Genomic DNA, 20070 nt, shown 5'->3' on the forward strand with positions numbered 1-20070 from the left:
CGTGGGACGGACGAGGCCTGCACAACATGGAGATTTGCGCTTTGAAAAAACAGGGAAAAAGCTCATGGGCCTTTTCCCTGTTTCCCCAAATATTATTTTGTAAACTCGTTTCCGGTCAGGCCGTCCATGTTCAGCATCCCTTCCAGTGCGGCCACATCTGCCGAAACGTCCAGTGCGTCGGACTGAAACAGCTTATCCAGCTGATTTTCAAAGGCGGTCACCAGCAGGTCCATGCTGCGCTCGATGTTCTTTTTGGCATCGGCGATGTTTTCCCCCTGCACATCCTGCGCAGGAAGGCTGGCATAGGTGTTCAGCAGCTTGAGGGCGGTGGGCAGATAGTAGTCCATGAATTTCTGCAGCTGAGCCTTTTTGCCGGGGTCCTGCTTTGCCAGCTCAAAGATGCGGGCACTGACCGCTTCCAGACGGCTGATCTTGGCGGTCATCACGGGGTCCGGGATGGCATCGTTGACCTGCCGCAGCTGCTGCAGAATTGCGGTATATTGGTCCGCTGGTGCAGGTTCTGGGGCGGGCGCAGGCTTCGGTTTCCGGGGCGGCTGGGGAGCCGCGCCGCGCACTACCAGAGTATTGGTGCGGTTATCAATGTAAGCATCTGCACCGAAGTAACCGTGGGAAATAGCACTTTCCACCACGGTGCGCCCCTTTGCGGCATCGATGCCCGCGGCAGCAAACAGCTCGTCCAGCGGAATATTGTCGCGGTCGCCTGCGATCTTGTCCAACAGGCGTTCCAGCTTGCGGGTACGATCCATGCGCAGGCCGGTCAGCAGAGCAGCACCGCCGCCCAGCATCTGGGCAATGGCGGTAAAGGCCTCCATCATGCTGGCAGCACCATCCATGAACAGGGTGCTGAAGCCCGCGAACAGAAAGACAGCACCGCCGATGGTGCACAGGGTGGTAAGGAGCTTATGACGCTCCTTAGCGTCCGTCTGCTCTTTGGTGGGAACATCGTGGCCGTAGGCTGGCTCGTTTTCCTGCCGGGGTGCCGTCTGCGCAGGGGCGGGGCCGAGGTCGGAACGATAGTCTGCCTGCGCCTGCGCAGCAGCTTTTTCTTCTTTTTCAGCGTTTTTATCGATGCTTTTTAAGATGAACAGCAGCACGCCCAACGGTGCCGACATGGCAAACACAATAAAGATGGCAATGGTGGGGATGTGGGCAAAATAATGTTTTTTGGGCTGCATGAGCAAAAACCTCTCAATTTATCCTGACTGTCCGGCAAAAGAACAGAAAAAGACCGCGTTCCACTCTATTATAGCGGAGCACGGCCTTTTTGTTAAGGGGGAAATATTGATGTGCGTGGAAGCGGCAGGGGAGTAAGTCTGCTGCCTACCGGAAAAAGTTACTTCATCAGGCTGCAGACGGCCTCGGCGTAGGCGGCGGGATCATCCACCGGCAGGCCTTCGATCAGCTGAGCCTGTGCGTACAGCAGAGCACTGTACTTCTTGAGCTTGTCGGTGTCACCGGCCTCCTGTGCGGCCTTGAGCACGGCAAACACGGGGTGGTTGACATTCAGTTCCAGAACCTTATCGCTCTTTACGCCTTCGCTGCCGGGCTGCTTGGACAGCACTTTTTCCATCTCAATGGACAGCGGGCCGTCAGCACTCAGGCACACAGGGTGATCCTTCAGGCGGGTAGAGACCTTGACCTCTTTCACCTTGCCGTCCAGTGCGTCCTTCATGGCATCGAACAGGTTCTTGTTCTCAGCGGTAGCGTCCTCGGCGGCCTTCTTCTCTTCCTCGGTCTCAAGGCCCAGATCACCGCTGTTGACATTCTTGAACTCCACGGTGCCGTCCTTGCCCTCGGCATCCTTGCGGGGATAGGTGCGCAGGATCTGCAGGCAGAACTCATCCACATCCTCGGTCAGCAGCAGGACGTCATAGCCCTTATCCATGACCAGCTCAGCGGCGGGCAGCTTTGCCAGACGGTCGGTAGAATCACCGGCAGCAAAGTAGATATACTTCTGCTCAGCGGGCATCTTGTCCACATACTCCTGCAGAGTGACCATCTTCTGCTCCTTGGCAGACCAGAACAGCAGCAGGTCGCGCAGCAGCTCGGCGTGCATGCCGTAGTCGGAGTAAGCACCGAACTTGATCTGACGGCCGAACTCTTTCCAGAATTCCTCGTACTTCTCGCGGTCATTGGCCAGCATGGCGTGCAGCTCGTTCTTGATCTTTTTTTCCAGAGCGTTGTGGATCAGCTTGAGCTGGTTGTCCTTCTGCAGCATCTCGCGGCTGATGTTCAGGCTCAGATCCTGACTGTCCACAATGCCCTTGACGAAGCTGAAGTAATCGGGCAGCAGGTCGGCGCACTTCTCCATGATGAGCACGCCGGATGCGTACAGGGCCAGACCCTTTTCATAATCCTTGGTGTAGAAGTCGTAGGGACGGTGGCTGGGCACGAACAGCAGGGCATTATAATTTGCAGTGCCCTCGGTGCGGCTGACGATGACGCGGGCGGGGTCGGTATAATCACCAAACTTTTCCTTATAGAAATTCGCGTACTCCTCGTCGGTCACTTCGCTCTTCTGCTTTTTCCAGATGGGCACCATGCTGTTCAGAGTTTCCAGCTCGGTGTAAGTCTCCCATTCGGGCTTATAATCCTCCGGCTTGGGATCGGGTTCCGGCTTCTGGCGCTCGTGCTGGCGCTCCATCTGGATGGGATAGCGCACATAGTCGCTGTACTTCTTCACGATGGCCACGATGCCGTACTCATCGAGGAAGTTGTCGTAGTGGTCCGTCTCAGTATCCGGCTTGATGTGCAGGATGATCTGGGTGCCTGCGGTGTCCTTCTGGGCGGGGGTCATTTCGTAGCCGTCCACACCGGAGGACTCCCACTGCCATGCTTCATCCGAGCCATAAGCCTTGGAAATGACGGTGACTTTATCGGCTACCATGAAGGAAGAGTAGAAGCCGACACCAAACTGACCGATGATATCGATGTTCTCGTCCTTGTTGTCCTTCTTGAAATCCAGAGAACCGGAGTGAGCAATGGTGCCCAGATTCTGCTCAAGTTCCTCTTTGGTCATGCCGATGCCGTTATCCTCAATGGTCAGGATGCGGTTCTCCTTATCGCGGGTGATGAGGATGCGGAAATCGCCCTTGTTCATGCCCACAGAAGGATCGGTCAGGCTCTTATAATAGAGCTTATCGATGGCATCCGATGCGTTGGAGATCAGCTCGCGCAGGAAAATTTCCTTATTGGTGTAGATGGAGTTGATCATCATATCCATCAGCTTTTTGCTTTCAGCCTGAAATTCTTTCTTAGCCATAATGCAAAACCTCTTTTTATCTGTATTCGGCACCAAGCACTCGGAATAGGATATTGCTTTTGAATACTTAGCACTCGTAACTTTCGAGTGCTAATATACACCGACAAAAAGCAAAAATCAAGGGCTTTCATAAAAAGTTTAAAAAATGGTTCGTTTTGTGCTATAATGAACCGCAAAGGATGCTGTAAAAGGAGGAAATATCATGCAGCTGAAACAGCTGGAACTGGCCGGCGGTGGGACGCTGACCGTTTATCTGCGTGATTGCTGTGAGCGGATGCCGAATGTGCTTGACCGGCCATTGGTGCTGGTGGTGCCCGGCGGCGGCTATACCCATGTGAGTGCCCGCGAGGGCGACCCGGTGGCGCTGCAGTTTGCGGCGGCGGGGTACCACACCGCTGTGCTGGACTACGCCATCTGCGAAAAGGCAAAGGACTACATGCCGCTGCGCCAGCTGGCCGAGGCTATCGGTCTTGTGCGGCAGCACGCGGCCCAGTGGCATATCCTGCCGGAAAAAATTGCCGTGTGCGGCTTTTCAGCGGGCGGCCACCTGGCCCTTTCCGGTGCTGTGCTGGACATTCCCGGCGAAGCGGCCCAGCCCCGGCCCAATGCGGTCATTCTGGGCTATCCGGTGGTCACGGCAGGGCAGTATGCCCACCGCGGCAGCTTTGTGCAGCTGGCGGGCAGCGCCGACCCGGCGGCACAGCAGGTGTTCGGGCTGGAGGATAAGATCACGCCGCAGATGCCGCCGGTGTTCGTATGGACCACCATGGAGGATGCCACCGTTCCGGTGGAGAACACCCTGATGCTGGTGAACGCTCTGCACCGGGCGGGTGTGCCATGCGAGGCGCATCTGTTTGAAAAGGGGGTGCACGGTACCAGCATCAGCACGGTAGAGGTGGACCAGCCCAGCCACCACCGGCATCACTGGGTGGAACTGGCAGTGGAATGGCTGGAAGACACTTTTGCCTTTTCCGTCTGTTAAGTCTGGATATATTTGAACGAACCTACAAAAAATTCACAATTAAACTGTTGACTTGCATAAGCCTTTGACGTATACTGGTCAGCAGGGACAAACTAAAGGAAGAAGGAAATACCTATGGTTATGGACCCGACCCTGCCGCGCATCTCTGTGCGCGACCTGATGATGCAGGCTTTTCTCACCGGATGGGAGCTTTCGGACAAGACGGTCTCGCAGGACGAATACCTGCAAAGCTCCATTCAGGTGATCGAAATGCTGCAGGTGGAACCGGAAAACCTTTATGCCGAAGAAGGCCTTGGACTGCCGGACGGCGAAGAAGTGGATCATCTGGACGACTGGCTGCGTGCCGACGGCCAGTGGCTGTACTACGGTGTAGAGGAAGAAAATTTCTTCCTGATCCAGTGGTACCCAGACGAAGCCGCCGCAAAGGCAAAACTGGCCCAGCTGGAAGAACTGGGCGACGGCAAGCAGTATCTGGTAGATTTTTCCCTCAAGCGGGAGAACCCTTCCAGTGCAGAGAACTTCGGCAATTCCAATCCGGTCCAGCTCCGCTCCTGAAAACATCACCTTAAAGCGAAAGGAAATTTTGCAGCATGCAGCTTTCTGAAATCGAGCGCGAACAGCTTTATGCCATCGTTGAAAAATACGATCATCACCCGGATGTGCAGCGGATGCGGGAGTACATCCAGCACGGCTCTGTCACCACCTACCAGCATTGCAAGAATGTGGCGCTGGTGAGCTTCTGGCTCAACCGCCGTCTGCATCTGCACGCTGACGAGACCTCGCTGGCAGTGGGTGCCCTGCTGCATGATTTTTATCTGTACGACTGGCACACCACCGGTACCTTTCACGGCCTGCGCCGCCTGTTTGAGATGCACGGCTTCTCCCATCCGGGCTATGCCTGCGTCAATGCAAAGCGGGTGTTCAGCATTACCACAAAGGAACAGAGCATCATTGCAAGCCACATGTGGCCGCTGACCTTCCGTCATGTGCCCACCTGCCGCGAAGCAGTCATCGTCTGTCTGGCCGATAAGTACTGCGCCGTGGTGGAAAGCATGTTCCAGCGTTCCCGTGCCGGTGCCGTGGTGGACGGCAGCGTGGACATCGACGGCGAAGAGTGGTAAGCCTGTTTTTACCTTTATCATTTTATCAATGGACAAAAAAGAACTCCGCACCTCACAGGGCGCGGAGTTCTTTTTGTATCTTACAGCTTTTTATAGCCTTCCGGTTCATTGGCGGCAGCGCGGTATTCCATTAAGAATGTGTCCAGCCAGCGGCCGTGACAGTCGCGGGCAATGCGTTCCCGACGGCCCACTAAGCGAAAGCCGCATTTTGTGTGCAGGGCGCGGCTGGCAGCGTTGTCCTGCAGCACGGTGGACTGCAGTGTCCAGTAGCCGGCCTTTTCTGCCTGATGGCACAGCTCGGTCAGCAGGTGATAGCCAAGGCCATGGCCCCGGAACTGCTCACCCACGTAAATACTCACCTCGGCAACGCCGCGGTAGCACCAGCGCGGGTCCACCCGGCGCAACGCCGTCCACCCGGCAATCACGCCGTCGGCCAGCAGTACCAGTCGGCATTCTTTTGCGTGGGAAGCATCCCACGCAGAATACGGCGGACAGGTGGTCTGAAAAGTGGCATGTTCTGTAGCAATGCCCTCCAAATAAATTCTGGAAACAGCGCTCCAGTCTTCCGGCTCCATGGGCCGGATCTCGATTTTGCTCATATTTCGATCCCGGCGGAAAGTGCATAGCTTTCCGCGCCCTCAACTCTCAAAAATATCCGGCTCCAGTATAGCAGAATTTGCGGTGCGGTACAAGCGCCGTACTGCACAGAAATTTCTTTGACAAGCGGAAGGTTTGTGATACAATAAATCATAACAAAGAAAAGCACGGCAGGATACGCCGCTGCAGAATGGAGGATGTCCCAAAATGAAGTGGATCAGAACGATGGTGTGTGCGCTGGGAATGCTGGCGTGCGTATCGCTTTCGGCATTTGCTGCAGAGTACGGCGAGCCGAACATCACAACAGAGACGACCATGAAAGAGCTGCGGGAGAACCCCAGCATCAAAGGCTCCGGCTACTATACCTACTGCAACGAATGGATCGAGGGCAGCACGCAGTACGATGATACGCCCATTGAGGGCTATGTAAGCTACGCGGCTGCCGAGGATGCCGCCGAAGGCATGAACCTTGTGATCGAAAACTACAACAGGGGCGTACAGATCACATGGCAGGTGTATACCCCGGAAGAAATTGCGGAAAATCCTTCTCTGGGCATGGTGCAGTTGTATTATTTCCCGGCTAAAACAGCCAACGCAAAGTACGCCATCGTGGTGCCCGGCAACGGCGGCAACACCACCGCAGAGCTGAACGAGGGTGCATCCATTGCCAACCAGCTGCACGAGCTGGGCTATGCGGCTTTTGTGCTGCGGTACCGCTCTTTCCTGAATGCATCCGACAATGCGCCACTGTACGATATTGCCAATGCCGTAAAGTACCTGACCGAAAATGCAGATCAGTTTGGCGTTCAGCGCGAAAACTATGCGCTGATGGGCTTTTCTTCCGGCGGACACATCGTGGGCCTGATCGGCTCAGACAACGAAAAGTTCGGCTATAAGGCATTTGGCCTCCCACAGCCTGCAGCGCTGCTGCTGGGTTACCCCATCAACGATTTCTTTGAGGTGAAGCCGCTATATCAGCTGGCCATTGACCCGCTGGTGCTTGGCTGGCGTTACTACTGGACCGATATTTCGGATGTGGTGAACGAAAACTTTACCCCTACCTATTTCTTCTACGGCAAAAATGATCTTTATATGCAGCGCATGTGCTACTCCCAGCAGGGGCCGCTGCTGGAGCGCAAGCTCCGGGAGAGCGGGGCTGTTTATGAGTGCCATGTGTACGAGAACGCACCCCACGCCATTGGCCCGGGCCGCCACACCGATGCGGACGGCTGGATCCGGCAGGCAACGGCATTCTGGGAAAAACAGTGCAAATAAAGAGATAAACGGGGGATTGCTGTGAGAAATCGATTGCGCACGGTGATGTTTGGTATTGGCCTGATGATCCTGCTGGCACAGCCGGCGTTTGCGGAGGAGCTTGGTCAGGCCAACATCACACCGCGCACCAAAATGGCAGAGATCCGCTCCAACCCCAGCGTTGTGGGTGCGGGCATCTACACCTACTCGCTGGATCAGGACCGTGTGCTGGACCGGATGTACTGGGACGCGCAGCCGCTGAGCTGCCTTTCCAATCACTGGACGGCACAGGATGCGGCGGATGGACTGAACTATCTGATCCGCACCTATAACGCTGGGCAGCGGGTGACCTTCCCGCTTTATACGGCGGAGGAGATCGCGCAGGATACCAGCCGGGACGGTGTGGAACTGTATTATCTGCCGGCAGAAGGGGCGCAGGCGAACCAGAAATATGCGCTGGTGATCGGCGGTAATGCGATCGTGGTCAGCGCGGAGATCCGCGAGGGCATTTCCACTGCATGGAACCTGCACGAAATGGGCTATCCGGTGTTCGTGCTGCGCTACCGCATCGGCATGAAGGCTTCCAACAATGCGCCGCTGCAGGATGTGGTCCGCGCGGTGCAATACATCACGGAACATGCAGGACAGTTTGGCGTGCAGGCGGAGGATTATGCCATTGTAAGCTATTCCTCAGGCGGGCAGATCGCCGGACTGTTCGGCACCGACGCGGTGGGCTACAAAAATTACGGCCTGCCAAAGCCCGGTGCCATGCTGCTGGGCTACCCGGTAAACACCTTTCTGGAGTTCAAACCGGTCTATAATATCCTGCTGGACCCCGGCGTGTGCAAGCAGCGGTATTATAAAATGACATTGTCTGATTACATCACACCGGATTACCCGCCTACCTATCACTGGTACGGCAAAAACGACATGACCCTTATGACCATGTGCTGGTCGGCGCAGGGGCCTGTGCTGGAAAAGGCACTGGCCCGCAACCATGTGACGCATATCTACCATGTGTATGATGATGCTCCCCATGCAGTGGCCGCAGGCAAGGGCACCGATGCAGAGGGCTGGCTGAATGAAGCAGTTGCCTTCTGGGAGGAACAGGTCGGATGAAAAGGAGATGTTGAGTTGAAACACAGGATATGCACCGCAGCAGCCTGTATCTGTCTTCTGCTGATGATGGCGCTGCCCGCATTTGCAGCAGAGTATGGCGAGCCGGATATCACGCCGCAGACCACCATGGGCGAGATCCGCTCAAACCCCAGCATCCTTGGCGCAGGCGTTTGGACCTATTCCAAGGAGCAGAACCTGCCCGGCACCGAGGACTGGTGCAATGACCAGACGCTGGAAAAATATGTGAGCAGCCATGTGGCACAGGATTGTGCCGATGGTCTGAACCTGCTCATCCGCAATTACAATGCGGGCGTGCAGATCACCTATAAGCTCTACTCGGAGCAGGAGATCGCCGAGGACAGCTCCCGCAACAATGTGGAATTCTATTACTACCCGGCCAGCACGCCGGATGCAAAGTATGCGCTGGTGCTCTCCGGCAACATCTTCAACCGCACGGCAGAGTTAAAGGAGTGCATCTCCACAGCTTACCAGCTGCACCAGAAAGGCTATGCGGTGTTCGTGATGCGCTACCGCGCCTACCCGGATAACGACAACAACGGCCCCATGGAGGACATTGCACGGGCGGTGAAGTACATCACCGGCCACGCACAGCAGTTCGGCGTGCAGACGGAAAGCTACGCCCTGATCGGCTATTCTTCCGGCGGACATCTGGCGGGCCTGTTTGCATCGGACGCTCTGGGCTATAAAAACTATGGCCTGCCCAAGCCCGGCGCAGTGATCCTGGCGTATCCCATCGTGCAGTTTTCCGAGATCACACCGATCTACCGTGTGGGCATCGACCCCTTTGTGTGCGGCCGGTTCTACTATGAATACAGCCTTGCCGACCTGATCACAGAGGACTATCCGCCGGTGTACTTCTGGTATGGCAGGGATGACCTGACCTTGAACCTGCTGTGCTGGCCGCTGCAGGGGCCGGCCCTCAGCAAGGCACTGGCCGCGCATGGCGTACCTTACAAAGAAGTGGTATATGACCACGCAGCCCATGGCATCGGCCTTGGCCGCGGCACGGCTGCAGATGGCTGGCTGGACGAAGCCGCTGCCTTCTGGGAAGAACAGACAAAATAATATAAGGTGCGCAGATCCGGGCTTTGCAGCTGCACAGCCCGGATTTTGCAATAGGAGACATTATGGAATTTTTAGCGTTTCTTTACACGGTGCTTCTGGTGGCCATCTGCCTGATGATGGCCTTGCTGCTGTACCGCTCGGCAAAGCCTGCCGCAAACCGGGACGATGCAGAACGGAAGGAATGGCTGCGTCAGCAGCTGGAAGCGCAGAACCGCCAGATGGACGCGAAGCTGGCAGAGATGGCGCAGCAGAACCTTGCCGCTATGGGACACATCAGTGAAACGCTGCAGGCCTCGGTGCAGAGTATGAGCACCGCCCTTGCCGCAGGGCAGGGCACCCAGCAGCAGACCATGGAGCAGCGCCTGCAGGGGCTGGAAGCCTCCAACGCCCGCAAGCTGGAAGAGATGCGCCGCACCCTTGCCGAGGGCATGACTGCCCTGCAGGCCCAGAACGCCCAGAAGCTGGACGAGATCCGCCATACGGTGGACGAACAGCTGCAGGATGCGTTGCAGAAGCGGGTGACCGAAAGCTTCAAGGCGGTGAACGACCAGCTGGAACAGGTGTACAAGGGTCTTGGCGAAATGCAGAACCTTGCCGCTGATGTGGGCGGGCTGAAACAGGTGCTTTCCGGTGTGAAGACCCGCGGTATTCTGGGTGAGATCCAGCTGGGAGCCATTCTGGAAGAGATCCTTGCCCCGGAACAGTACGACACCAACGTGGCCACCATTCCGGGCAGCACCCAGCGGGTGGAGTACGCCATCCGGATGCCCGGCGCGGACGGCGGCACGGTGTGGCTGCCCATCGACTCCAAGTTCCCCGGAGACACCTATGCCCATTTACAGGATGCGCAGGCATCCGGCGACGCACAGGCCGTGGAGAACGCCCGCCACGCACTGGAACTGGTGCTGCGGGCCGAGGCCAAGGACATCCGGGAAAAATATGTGGAGCCGCCCTATACCACGGCCTTCGGCATCCTGTTCCTGCCCTTCGAGGGTTTGTATGCCGAGGTGGTGAACGCGGGCCTGCTGGAAGTGCTGCAGCGGGACTATCAGGTGAACATCGCAGGCCCCAGCACCATGGCAGCGCTGCTCAACAGCCTGCAGATGGGTTTCAAGACCCTTGCCATCCAGAAGCGCTCCGGTGAAGTATGGCAGCTGCTGGGTGCGGTGAAGACCGAATTTGACAAGTTCGGGCAGGGGCTTTCCAAGATGCAGCAGCGCCTGCGCCAGACCGACGAAGAGCTGGATAATCTCATTGGCGTGCGCAGCCGTGCCATCAGCCGCAAGCTGCGCGCGGTGCAGACCATGGACGAAAGCGCTGCTGCCGCTCTGCTGGAACTGGATGCTGAGCCGGGCAAACCGGTGGCGGCACGTCTGCCGGAGAATGGGGAAGAGCTCTGATGTGCAGAATATTCCCACGTTATCCCTTGCGATTTTTCTGACGATGTGGTATGATAGGAACTGTTCTCAGAAACAACCGCCGCAGAAACGCGGCACTGCATAAAAATATAAATAAGGAGACCGAGCATTATGAGCGTAAACAAGATCAGTGAAGCCATTTTGGGCGTTGGCGTGGATGATACCACCATCGACCTGTTCGAGAGCCAGTATCCGGTGCCCACCGGCGTGAGCTATAATTCCTATGTCATTCTGGACGAAAAGACCGCCGTTCTGGACACGGTGGATGCCCGCGCTACCGAGCCGTGGCTGGAAAACCTGACCGAAGCTCTGGCAGGCCGTAAGCCGGATTATCTGGTGGTCTCCCACATGGAGCCGGACCACGGTGCCAACATTGCAAAGCTGGCGGCACTCTATCCGGAGATGCAGGTGGTGGGCAACGCCAAGACTTTCCTGTATATGGATCAGTTCTTTGGTGCTGATGCTGTGGCAAAGGAGCGCCGTGTGGTGGTGAAGGACGGCGAGAGCCTTTCTCTCGGTGCACATACCCTGACCTTTGTGTTTGCCCCCATGGTGCACTGGCCGGAGGTCATGGTCAGCTATGAATCCACCGAAAAGGTGCTGTTCTCCGCGGATGGCTTCGGTCGCTTTGGCGCTGTGGCAAAGTTTGACGAAAAGGCCGACTGGGCCAGCGAAGCCCGCCGCTACTACCTGAACATCGTGGGGAAATACGGCCCGCAGGTGCAGGCGCTGCTGAAAAAGGCCGCGGCTCTGGACATCCAGACCATTTGCCCGCTGCACGGCCCGGTGCTGACCGGAGATCTGGGCAAGTACCTGAACTACTACGACATCTGGTCCAGCTACAAGCCCGAGGAGCCGGAAAAGATCCTTGTGGCAAGTGCTTCCATCCACGGCCACACCCGTGCAGCAGCCCACCTCATGGCAGAAAAGCTGCGAGCAAAGGGCGCAAAGGTCGTGGAGATGGACCTGACCCGCACGGATGTGTCCTATGCCGTCACCGAAGCCTTCCGCTGCGGAAAGATCGTGCTGGCCTGCGCCACCTACGACGGCTTCCTCTTCCCGCCGATGGAAAATCTGCTGACCCACCTCAAGACCAAGAGCTTCCAGAACCGCACGGTGGGTCTGATGGAGAATGGCACATGGGCACCTATGGCCGCAAAGCTCATGCGCGCCGAGCTGGAAAGCATGAAGAACATCACGGTCTGTGAGAATGTGGTCACCATCCGTTCTGCCGCCAATGCCGCCGCAGAAGCCCAGATGGATGCTCTGGCTGCAGAAATCGTGGCAAAATAAAGCACTCTGGAAAAATACGCAAGATCCTCTGCCGACTGCCCGGCAGGGGATTTTTTTATTGAACCATGTGGAAGAGTTTGATATACTGAAAAGCAGAAGTTTATGGATGGAGAGGAATATCATGTTTGTAAAAATAAAAGCAGATATCAGACACTGGCTGCGGGAGTTGGATAAGAAATATTTCTGTGTGATGCTGGGTTTTGCGGTGATGGTCTATTTTCCGCTGATCAGCTTGAAGCTGACGAACACAGTGGATGGTCTGTGGACAACGGCTGAGTACATGGCGGGAGCATGGGAGCTTTCCAACGGACGATGGTTCTGGCTGGTGACCAGTTTTCTGCGTTTCAGTCTGCAGCTAGAACCCATCAATGCGGTGGTGTGCTTGGTGCTGGTTTCTCTTGGAGTCACCAGGCTTCATATGCTCTTCAAACCGGCATGGATGAGAACATCCTGCATTGACTGGCTCGCAGGTTTATGCTATGTTTCCAATGTTGTGGTCGGGTGCTATCTTTCGTTTCACTTCATTGCACCGGAGTACGGATTTTCGTTTTTCTTTGCAATGCTGGCTACAGAGCACGTGATCCGGGGAAAATCAGCCGTAAGCAGCATTGTGCCGGCAGCGGTGCTTTTGGCACTGAGCCTTGGCCTGTACCAGACGAACCTTGCCTGTTTCTGTCTGGTGCTGCTGGCCTATTTTCTCCTACTACTTTTCCAGAATGGAGAAAAACAAAAGATTCGGGAATATATTTGCAAAAGCCTGGCAAGTGCTGCATCCGGCGCAGTGCTGTATCTGCTGATCTTAAAGATTACACTGTGGGCGACGGGAACGGCGATGGCCGATTACCAGGGTGGTGCAGATATTTCAGTGTCTGGAATTCTGAAAAATCTTCCTTCCAGCGTTGAAAAGTGCTATGAGCTTTTTTATCGGTATTTCTTTGGTACCCTTGTAAAACACAATATGCTGCAGGAAACTGCAGTTGTATTTGCTTTGATTTTTTGTGTGGTGGGTGCCGCGCTTGCGTGCAGACTGGTTCGGCTCATACGCCGGAAAGATTGGGAAAACACTTTCTATGGCACAGCAGCGCTGCTGGTGCTGCCCATGATGTGCACGGTATTTATGGTGGCAACCTCGCAGGCGTTGTTTTATATTCCCATGTCCGGAGGTCTGGCCTTGTTCCTGCCGGTCTGTTTCTGGCTATTGGACAGCAGCCGGGAGGGAAAAACAGCCTGTGATGCGTTCCGCAAATGCTGGAATAAAGCAGAAAAAGCACTGATCCTGCTTACGGCGGCTGCTGTCGTTTACGGGAGCGTATTCATGTCGGCGGTCGATCAGCAGGCGATGTATGAGGGACGCAAGGCAACAAAACAAATCGCGGACCTTGTGGCCGGTGAGCTGGTGGCAGAGGGCTATTATGATTTGCCGGAAAAACTGCCAGTGATGCTGGTAGGCCGCCCCAGTGCAAGCCCACTGTTCCGGACACACATCATCTATTGGGATGCGAACGACTACGCACAGGTGGGCCTTTTCGAAAAAGAAAATGCCGCCACAATGCGCTACTCATGGAATGCGGTGTTTCGTGACCTCACACCGATGCAGCTGGAGCTGTGCAGTGATGAGGTATATGACGAACTGATCCGGACAGAAGAAATCAAACGAATGCCGACATTCCCTGAGAAAGGCTCCATGCAGGAAATGGACGGCGTATATGTGATCAAAATTTCAGAGGATTATCTGATCGATGAATAACAAATGAGCCTGAGAACATAAAACGGGACAGATGGAGAAAATAACGATGAAAGAAAAAATCGATGTACAGAAACCGGACGACCTTGGGCTGGATATATCGGATCTAAGATATTTTCTGGTGATGCTGCTGTTTTCGGCGGTAGTGTTTTTCCTGCTGATCAGCCAGCGGCTGACCAATACATTTGACGGATTGTGGAACAATACATGGTTCTTCGGCGGCTATTGGCAGGTAGTCACGGGCCGATGGCTCTGGCCGGTGATCGATGCGCTGCGGTTTGGCATCCAGACGGAACCTTTCAATTCATTGCTGACGCTTTCCATGTCGGCGCTGGCGGTTACCCTGCTTCGGAAGTTTTTTACAGAGAAGGATTCTGTCGTGACCTATCTGGCGGGTATGGCTGTTCTGGCCAGCACGGTCACTGGAATACAGCTGTCATATCGGTTTCAGTCGCCGGTGTTTGGCTGCTCATTTTTGTTTTCTGTTCTGGCGGCAGAGCGTGTGGTTCGTGCCGCAGATTTTAGAAAAGCGGTCGTACAGGGAGCACTGCTTCTGGTCATGAGCCTTGCGTGCTATCAGACGAGCCTTGATAACTTTTGTCTGCTCCTGCTGACATATCTTCTGCTGCTTCTGTTCCGCAATGTGGACAGAGAAAAGGTCCATGCCAACATTGGAAGAAGTCTTTGCAGCGCAGCTGCAGGAATGGTTTTGTATTTCCTGCTCACAAAGCTGATCGTATGGGCATGTGGATGGCAGATGGCAAGTTATAATGGAGGAGCGGATGTTTCGGTACTTTCTATACTGAAAAATCTGCCCAATGCCATTGCAGAGACCTACCAACTGTTTGGAGCTTACTTTTTTCAGAATTACTATCGGCATAACATTCTGCAGCCGGTGGGCTTTTTTGTTTTGGTATTTCTGGCGCTGAGCAGCGGACTGCTGAACCGCTTCAGAAAAATGCTTCACCGGAAAAATTGGGAATATATCCTTCTGGGAGTGGCAGCGCTGATCGTTTTGCCCATCATGTGCAATGCCATCATGCTGATCACAAGCGAGGCGGTCTGGCTTTTGCAGATGGGCGAAGGATTGAATCTGTTCGTGCCGGTATGTCTGCTGCTGCTTGAAGGGACGCGCACAAATCAGCCTATGGTAAAAAAGTATGTACGTGCTGCCCGGACAGGGGCTGTAGTACTTGCGGTTTTGGTCGTCTATGGCAATGTCTGCTCTGCCGTGATCGATCAGGAAGCTATGTATGAGGGAAGAAAAACACTCAAGAGCATGTCGGATCACATTGCGGACGACCTGATGAGCAGCGGATATTTTGACGATAACGAGCAGCTGCCGGTACTGTTTGTGGGCAGACCCAGCTCGAACTCCAGTTTTATGAAGAGGGAGTATTACCTCTATGCAAATCCGTATGCGCAGATGGGCCGCTTCTGGCTGAACGATTACTCGGCCAGAGCGTCTTGGAAAGCGGTTTTCAGGGATATTACTCCGGCAAAACTCAAGCATTGCTCGGTGGAACAGTACGGGGAACTGTACAGCAGAACAGAGCTGGAACAGATGCCAGTCTATCCGCAGGAAGGATATATCCAGCAGATCGACGGTGTGGTCGTGGTAAAAATTTCAGATGATTACAAAGTTGATAAAGAGTTTGCGCCACTAATCGACCTGGGAGAATTGTTTCAGCTCATAATGGATGACATAAACGATTCATAATGGTTGCGGCTTTGTGAAAAAACCTCCACTGAACGCGATTTTTGCGGAAAGTAACTGCACAGCCCTTGCAAACTGTCCCGAAATGTGGTAACATAACTCTTGGTTATAAAACCTGAATACTCCCAAACGCAGCGACGGAGAGAGTAGGTCTGTACCGCACGGCAAAGAGAGAAGCTTCACCGGCTGAGAGGGCTTCCGTGTGCGGGCTGGCTGAAGTTCGCTCCTGAGCGGTCTGTGCGAAACAGCAGTAGTACAGAACGGCCACGCCCCGTTACGGCGTTCTGAGAGCCGCCCGGCATCTGTGCACGGGTGGAAACCGGGTGGTACCGCGGAGCTAAGAATCAACAGCTTCGTCCCTTTTGCCTGAGAAATCGGGCAGGGGACGGAGCTTTTTTGTTGCACTCCGCTCATCAACACGAAGAATAAAGGAGAGAACATCCATGCAAGCAATGATCGACGAGCTGGCAAAACAGGCCGCTGAAAGCCTTGGTCAGGTGTCCGGCAAGGAAACGCTGGCCTCCTTCTGGCAGGAGTACCTCAGCAAAAACGGCAAGATCCCTGCCCTGATGAAGAACCTGCGCACCGTTGCGCCGGAAGAGCGCCCCGCTATGGGCAAGATCATCAATGAACTCAAGGCAAAGGTTCAGGCAGATTACGACGCTGCTGCAGAACAGGTGAAGCAGGCAGAGCTTGCTGCCCGCAATGCTGCGGAGACGGTGGATATCACGCTGCCCGCCAAGACCCGCTCTGTGGGCGGTCTGCACCCGCTGACCCTGATCACCAACCAGATCATCGACGTGTTCTCCGGCATGGGCTTTTCGGTGGGTACCTTCCCGGAGATCGAGGACGATGACCACAACTTTACCCGCCTGAACGTGCCCAAGGATCACCCGGCACGCGACATGCAGGACACCTTCTACCTGTCGGAGGAGTTCCTGCTGCGTACCCAGACTTCCGGCGGCCAGATCCGCACCATGGACGTTCAGAAGCCGCCCATCAAGATCCTGATGCCCGGCCGTGTGTTCCGTTCCGACTCGGACGCTACCCACAGCCCCATGTTCCACCAGATGGAAGGTCTGGTGGTGGATAAGGGCATCACGCTGGGCGACCTGCAGGGCGCACTGAACACCTTCGTGCAGAAGCTGTTCGGCGCTGACACCCGCACCCGCCTGCGTCCCTCCTACTTCCCGTTCACCGAGCCCAGCGTGGAGGTGGACGTGAGCTGCTTCGAGTGCCACGGTAAGGGATGCCCGCTGTGCAAGCACACCGGTTGGATCGAGGTGCTGGGCGGCGGTGTCGTCAACCGCAAGGTGCTGGAGAACTGCAATATCGACCCGGACGAGTATTCCGGCTTCGCCTTCGGCATCGGCATCGAGCGTATCGCCATGTTGAAGTATGGCATCAACAACATCGGCCTGATGTTCGAGAACAACCTGCAGTTCCTCAAGCAGTTCCACGAATAAGAGGGGAGAGAAGAGACAATGAAAGTACCTTTCAGCTGGTTAAAAGAATTTGTAGATATCGACGTTACTGCGCAGGAACTGGAGGAAAAGCTCTTCTCCTGCGGCTTTGAGGTCGAAGAGCTGATCCCGCTGGATGCCGGCATCAGCAAGGTGGTCGTCGGCAAGATCGTGGAGATGGAAAAGCAGGAGGGCACCCACCTGACCAAGTGTGTGGTGGACTGCGGAGACTACGGCCACGACATCCGCATCAGCACCGGTGCCGCCAACATGAAGCTGGGCGACTGCGTGCCCGCGGCTCTGGATGGCTCCACCCTGCCCGGCGGCATCAAGATCAAGGCCCGCAAGATGCAGGGCGTGGAGTCCAACGGTATGCTGTGCTCCGGCGAAGAGCTGGGCCTGAACGATGACCTGTTCCCGGGCTCTGAGGTCTACGGCCTGCTCATTCTGCCCGAGGACTCTGTCCCCGGCACCGATATTGCGCCGGTGGTGGGTCTGGACGACTATATCTTTGATATCTCCATCACCGCCAACCGCCCGGACTGCCAGTCCGTTCTGGGCATCGCCCGCGAGGTGGCTGCCGTTCTGGGCAAGCCCCTGCACATGCCCGCAATGGACTACAAGGCCGTCTGCGAGCCGGATGCGCCCATCACCGTCAAGGTGGAGGCTCCGGACCTGTGCCCCCGCTATATGGCACACTATGTGCGCAACATCCGCATGAGCGAGTCTCCCCGCTGGATGAAGCGCCATCTGGCTCTGTGCGGCCTGCGCTCCATCAGCAACGTGGTGGATATCACCAACCACACCCTGCTGGAAATGGGTCAGCCCATGCACGCCTTTGACCTGAACAAGGTCGCCGGCCGCACCATCGATGTGCGCCGCGCCCATGCGGGCGAAAAGATCGTCACGCTGGATGAGAAGGAGTTCACTCTGAACCCCAACAATCTGGTCATCTGCGATGCCGAAAAGCCGGTGGCACTTGCCGGCATCATGGGCGGCGCAAACTCCGGCATGGATGAGAACACCACCAGCCTGCTGTTTGAGTGTGCCACCTTTGCCCGCGACTGCGTGCGCAAGACCAGCCGCGCTCTGGGCCAGAACAGCGACTCCTCCGCCCGCTACGAGAAGGGTGTGGACCGCCACTCTCCTGAACTGGGCCTTGCCCGTGCCCTGCACCTGATCCAGGAGCTGGACTGCGGCGACATCACCACGCTGGAATATGACCTGACCGATGGCCGCCCGATGGAGCGCAAGCACATCGTTACCACTCCGGCTAAGATCTGCGGCGTGCTGGGCATCACCGTGCCGGATCAGACCATGATCGACATTCTGCAGCGTCTGGAGTTCACGGTGGATGTACAGGCCGATGGCAGCTGGGATGTGTCCGCACCCCTGTACCGCGAGGACGTGGAGAGCTTCCCGGATCTGGCCGAGGAGGTCATCCGTGAGTACGGCTACGACCACATTGTGCCCACCTTCCTGAACACTGCCTCCGTTACAAACGGCGGTCTGAACTATGACCAGAAGCAGCAGCTCAAGACCAAGCGTCTGCTGGCCGCACAGGGCTTCTATGAGGCCTCCACGCTGGCCTTCTACTCCAACGCAGAACTGGATATGCTGCACATCCCGGCGGATGATGAAGCCCGCAAGGCCATCCGCATCCTGAACCCCATCAGCGAGAATTTGTCCATCATGCGCACCCTGCTGGCTCCCTCCATGCTGAATGTCATTGTGGACAATCTCAAGAAGGGCAACACAGAAGGCCGTCTGTTCGAGATGGCACCGGTGTATCTTGCCAAGGAACTGCCCATCAACGAGCATCCGCACGAGCGCCAGACCCTGTGCATCGGCGCATTCGGCCCTGAAGAAGATTTCTTCACCGTTAAGGGTGCACTGGAAGCACTGGCAGCTGGCTTTGGCCTGAGCTTTGACTACAAGCGCGAGACCACCCCGTGGCTGCACCCCGGCATCAGCGCCGCTGTTTACTGTGGTGACAAGCGTCTGGGTGTGTTTGGCAAGCTGTCCAACGAGATCAACGGCGAGCTGGAAATTGCAAAGGATCAGAAGGATAGCCAGAATATTTATCTGGGCGAGCTGGATTACGAGGCTCTGATGTCCTGCGTGGACGGCGAGCTGCGCTATCAGCCGCTCAGTCCCTACGCTGCTGTCAAGCGTGATCTGGCACTGGTCTGCGATGAAAAGATCACCTGCGGCGAGATCGAAGAGACCATCAAGAAGGCCAGCCCTCTGGTGGGTGAGATCAAGCTGTTCGATATCTACCGCGGCGCAAATCTCGGCGAGGGCAAAAAGAGCATGGCGTTCACCCTGTCTCTGTCCGATCCGAAAAAGGAAGTTTCCACTGAGGAAGTGGAGCGCGTGGTCAAGAAGATCCTCGGCAACCTGAAGTTCAAGCTGGGCATCGAGATCCGCTAACTCTATTATAGAAGTAATATAAGGCCGTCTGTGCAGGAATGTGCAGGCGGTTTTTTGCGTAAAAAGAGAACGTTGAATACAAGAAAATGAACGTTTTTCAGCAGCGCAAGAAAAAAGATGAAAAAAGTTGTCAAAAAGTGTTGACAAGGAGGCGGGGGTGTGGTATTATACTTGAGCGCCAAGCGCTGAGGCAAAAGAATGACTTCCGAAGCCACAGCAGGAAGCCTTTGAAAAGAACCAATAGACGCTGAAAAGCTTTGCGGTTGCGAAAGCAATGAATCGCCCCAGTGGGGCGTTCAAGCAAACGGAGCGGTCTTGCGAAAGCAAGATGGAGGGGTCTCACCCCGACAAGCTCACGGTTGACACTGAGATGTTTGAAGTGCTCCAAGTTCAGAAAGTTCAAAAGCTTCTAAAAATAAGGCTTGACAAAAAACCACTTCGGTGGTAAAATAAGCAGGTCGTCAGCCGCAAGGCTGAGGCGCACAGGACCTTGAAAATTGAACAATATCGAAAAACTTGTAAGGAACCTTTTAAGTGTTTGGAAAAACACGAAAAACAAT

The 20070-nt window shown here is 55.6% G+C and carries 15 protein-coding genes and 1 other annotated feature; of the genes, 12 read left to right on the forward strand and 3 right to left on the reverse strand.

The window, feature by feature from the left end:
• Positions 1-92 precede the first annotated feature (92 nt).
• Both GKG36_RS10015 and htpG read right to left on the reverse strand, forming a co-directional pair.
• On the reverse strand, positions 93-1196 hold the full coding sequence (locus GKG36_RS10015) for a 5-bromo-4-chloroindolyl phosphate hydrolysis family protein (RefSeq protein ID WP_154260516.1): 1104 nt from the start codon (positions 1194-1196) through the stop codon (positions 93-95).
• 158 nt (positions 1197-1354) lie between these two features.
• Positions 1355-3283 carry a molecular chaperone HtpG gene (htpG, locus tag GKG36_RS10020; protein WP_097781712.1) on the reverse strand — a complete coding sequence of 643 codons (1929 nt, stop codon included), beginning with the start codon at positions 3281-3283 and terminating at the stop codon, positions 1355-1357.
• A gap of 202 nt (positions 3284-3485) precedes the next feature.
• Here htpG and GKG36_RS10025 point away from each other — a divergent pair, with 202 nt between their 5' ends.
• The 3 genes from GKG36_RS10025 (at position 3486) to GKG36_RS10035 (ending at position 5386) form a co-directional block, all read left to right on the forward strand.
• Positions 3486-4265, forward strand: a complete 780-nt coding sequence (locus GKG36_RS10025; RefSeq protein WP_154260518.1) for an alpha/beta hydrolase — start codon at positions 3486-3488, stop codon at positions 4263-4265.
• A 114-nt stretch (positions 4266-4379) separates the two neighbouring features.
• Complete coding sequence (locus tag GKG36_RS10030; protein WP_005945935.1) at positions 4380-4820, forward strand: hypothetical protein; 441 nt, start codon at positions 4380-4382, stop codon at positions 4818-4820.
• Positions 4821-4855: 35 nt separating this feature from the next.
• Entirely contained in the window at positions 4856-5386 is a 531-nt protein-coding gene (locus GKG36_RS10035; RefSeq protein ID WP_097777640.1) for an HD domain-containing protein, read from the forward strand.
• Between the two features lie 80 nt (positions 5387-5466).
• On the opposite strand, the gene GKG36_RS10040 is transcribed toward GKG36_RS10035, so the two are convergent.
• Entirely contained in the window at positions 5467-5985 is a 519-nt protein-coding gene (locus GKG36_RS10040; protein ID WP_005945939.1) for a GNAT family N-acetyltransferase, read from the reverse strand.
• A 205-nt stretch (positions 5986-6190) separates the two neighbouring features.
• On the opposite strand from GKG36_RS10040, the gene GKG36_RS10045 reads away from it, so the two are divergent.
• The 9 genes from GKG36_RS10045 (at position 6191) to pheT (ending at position 19510) form a co-directional block, all read left to right on the forward strand.
• Positions 6191-7258 carry an alpha/beta hydrolase gene (locus GKG36_RS10045; RefSeq protein WP_243139046.1) on the forward strand — a complete coding sequence of 356 codons (1068 nt, stop codon included), beginning with the start codon at positions 6191-6193 and terminating at the stop codon, positions 7256-7258.
• A gap of 21 nt (positions 7259-7279) precedes the next feature.
• Complete coding sequence (locus GKG36_RS10050) at positions 7280-8356, forward strand: alpha/beta hydrolase (protein WP_223389754.1); 1077 nt, start codon at positions 7280-7282, stop codon at positions 8354-8356.
• Between the two features lie 15 nt (positions 8357-8371).
• Positions 8372-9442 (forward strand): alpha/beta hydrolase, encoded by a 1071-nt coding sequence (locus GKG36_RS10055; RefSeq protein ID WP_243139044.1) that lies wholly within the window; start codon positions 8372-8374, stop codon positions 9440-9442.
• A gap of 62 nt (positions 9443-9504) precedes the next feature.
• Positions 9505-10842: a DNA recombination protein RmuC gene (rmuC, locus tag GKG36_RS10060; RefSeq protein WP_097775384.1), complete on the forward strand. Its 1338-nt coding sequence runs from the start codon at positions 9505-9507 to the stop codon at positions 10840-10842.
• 129 nt (positions 10843-10971) lie between these two features.
• Entirely contained in the window at positions 10972-12153 is a 1182-nt protein-coding gene (locus GKG36_RS10065) for an MBL fold metallo-hydrolase (RefSeq protein WP_154260520.1), read from the forward strand.
• Positions 12122-13900, forward strand: coding sequence for a glucosyltransferase domain-containing protein (locus tag GKG36_RS10070; protein ID WP_173012949.1), 1779 nt, complete (start codon positions 12122-12124; stop codon positions 13898-13900). The genes GKG36_RS10065 and GKG36_RS10070 overlap by 32 nt, the downstream gene beginning before the upstream one ends.
• A gap of 121 nt (positions 13901-14021) precedes the next feature.
• Complete coding sequence (locus GKG36_RS10075) at positions 14022-15617, forward strand: glucosyltransferase domain-containing protein (protein ID WP_243145083.1); 1596 nt, start codon at positions 14022-14024, stop codon at positions 15615-15617.
• A 122-nt stretch (positions 15618-15739) separates the two neighbouring features.
• Positions 15740-15978, forward strand: a binding site (T-box leader).
• A 79-nt stretch (positions 15979-16057) separates the two neighbouring features.
• Positions 16058-17080, forward strand: a complete 1023-nt coding sequence (gene pheS / locus GKG36_RS10080) for a phenylalanine--tRNA ligase subunit alpha (RefSeq protein ID WP_005945958.1) — start codon at positions 16058-16060, stop codon at positions 17078-17080.
• A gap of 18 nt (positions 17081-17098) precedes the next feature.
• A complete protein-coding gene (gene pheT, locus GKG36_RS10085; RefSeq protein ID WP_154260524.1) occupies positions 17099-19510 on the forward strand; it encodes a phenylalanine--tRNA ligase subunit beta in 2412 nt (803 codons plus the stop codon).
• Positions 19511-20070: the final 560 nt, after the last annotated feature.

Source organism: Faecalibacterium sp. BIOML-A1 (assembly GCF_009679715.1).
In the GTDB taxonomy this organism is placed as follows: domain Bacteria; phylum Bacillota; class Clostridia; order Oscillospirales; family Ruminococcaceae; genus Faecalibacterium; species Faecalibacterium taiwanense.

Excerpts from the sequence above, each read along its gene's own strand:
- pheS (WP_005945958.1), top strand. The coding sequence starts at position 16,058 with ATGCAAGCAATGATCGACGAGCTGGCAAAACAGGCCGCTGAAAGCCTT.
- GKG36_RS10045 (WP_243139046.1), top strand. The coding sequence starts at position 6,191 with ATGAAGTGGATCAGAACGATGGTGTGTGCGCTGGGAATGCTGGCGTGC.
- GKG36_RS10075 (WP_243145083.1), top strand. The coding sequence starts at position 14,022 with ATGCTGCTGTTTTCGGCGGTAGTGTTTTTCCTGCTGATCAGCCAGCGG.
- GKG36_RS10035 (WP_097777640.1), top strand. The coding sequence starts at position 4,856 with ATGCAGCTTTCTGAAATCGAGCGCGAACAGCTTTATGCCATCGTTGAA.
- GKG36_RS10025 (WP_154260518.1), top strand. The coding sequence starts at position 3,486 with ATGCAGCTGAAACAGCTGGAACTGGCCGGCGGTGGGACGCTGACCGTT.
- pheT (WP_154260524.1), top strand. The coding sequence starts at position 17,099 with ATGAAAGTACCTTTCAGCTGGTTAAAAGAATTTGTAGATATCGACGTT.
- htpG (WP_097781712.1), bottom strand. The coding sequence starts at position 3,283 with ATGGCTAAGAAAGAATTTCAGGCTGAAAGCAAAAAGCTGATGGATATG.
- GKG36_RS10065 (WP_154260520.1), top strand. The coding sequence starts at position 10,972 with ATGAGCGTAAACAAGATCAGTGAAGCCATTTTGGGCGTTGGCGTGGAT.
- rmuC (WP_097775384.1), top strand. The coding sequence starts at position 9,505 with ATGGAATTTTTAGCGTTTCTTTACACGGTGCTTCTGGTGGCCATCTGC.
- GKG36_RS10015 (WP_154260516.1), bottom strand. The coding sequence starts at position 1,196 with ATGCAGCCCAAAAAACATTATTTTGCCCACATCCCCACCATTGCCATC.
- GKG36_RS10070 (WP_173012949.1), top strand. The coding sequence starts at position 12,122 with ATGCTCTGGCTGCAGAAATCGTGGCAAAATAAAGCACTCTGGAAAAAT.
- GKG36_RS10040 (WP_005945939.1), bottom strand. The coding sequence starts at position 5,985 with ATGAGCAAAATCGAGATCCGGCCCATGGAGCCGGAAGACTGGAGCGCT.
- GKG36_RS10030 (WP_005945935.1), top strand. The coding sequence starts at position 4,380 with ATGGTTATGGACCCGACCCTGCCGCGCATCTCTGTGCGCGACCTGATG.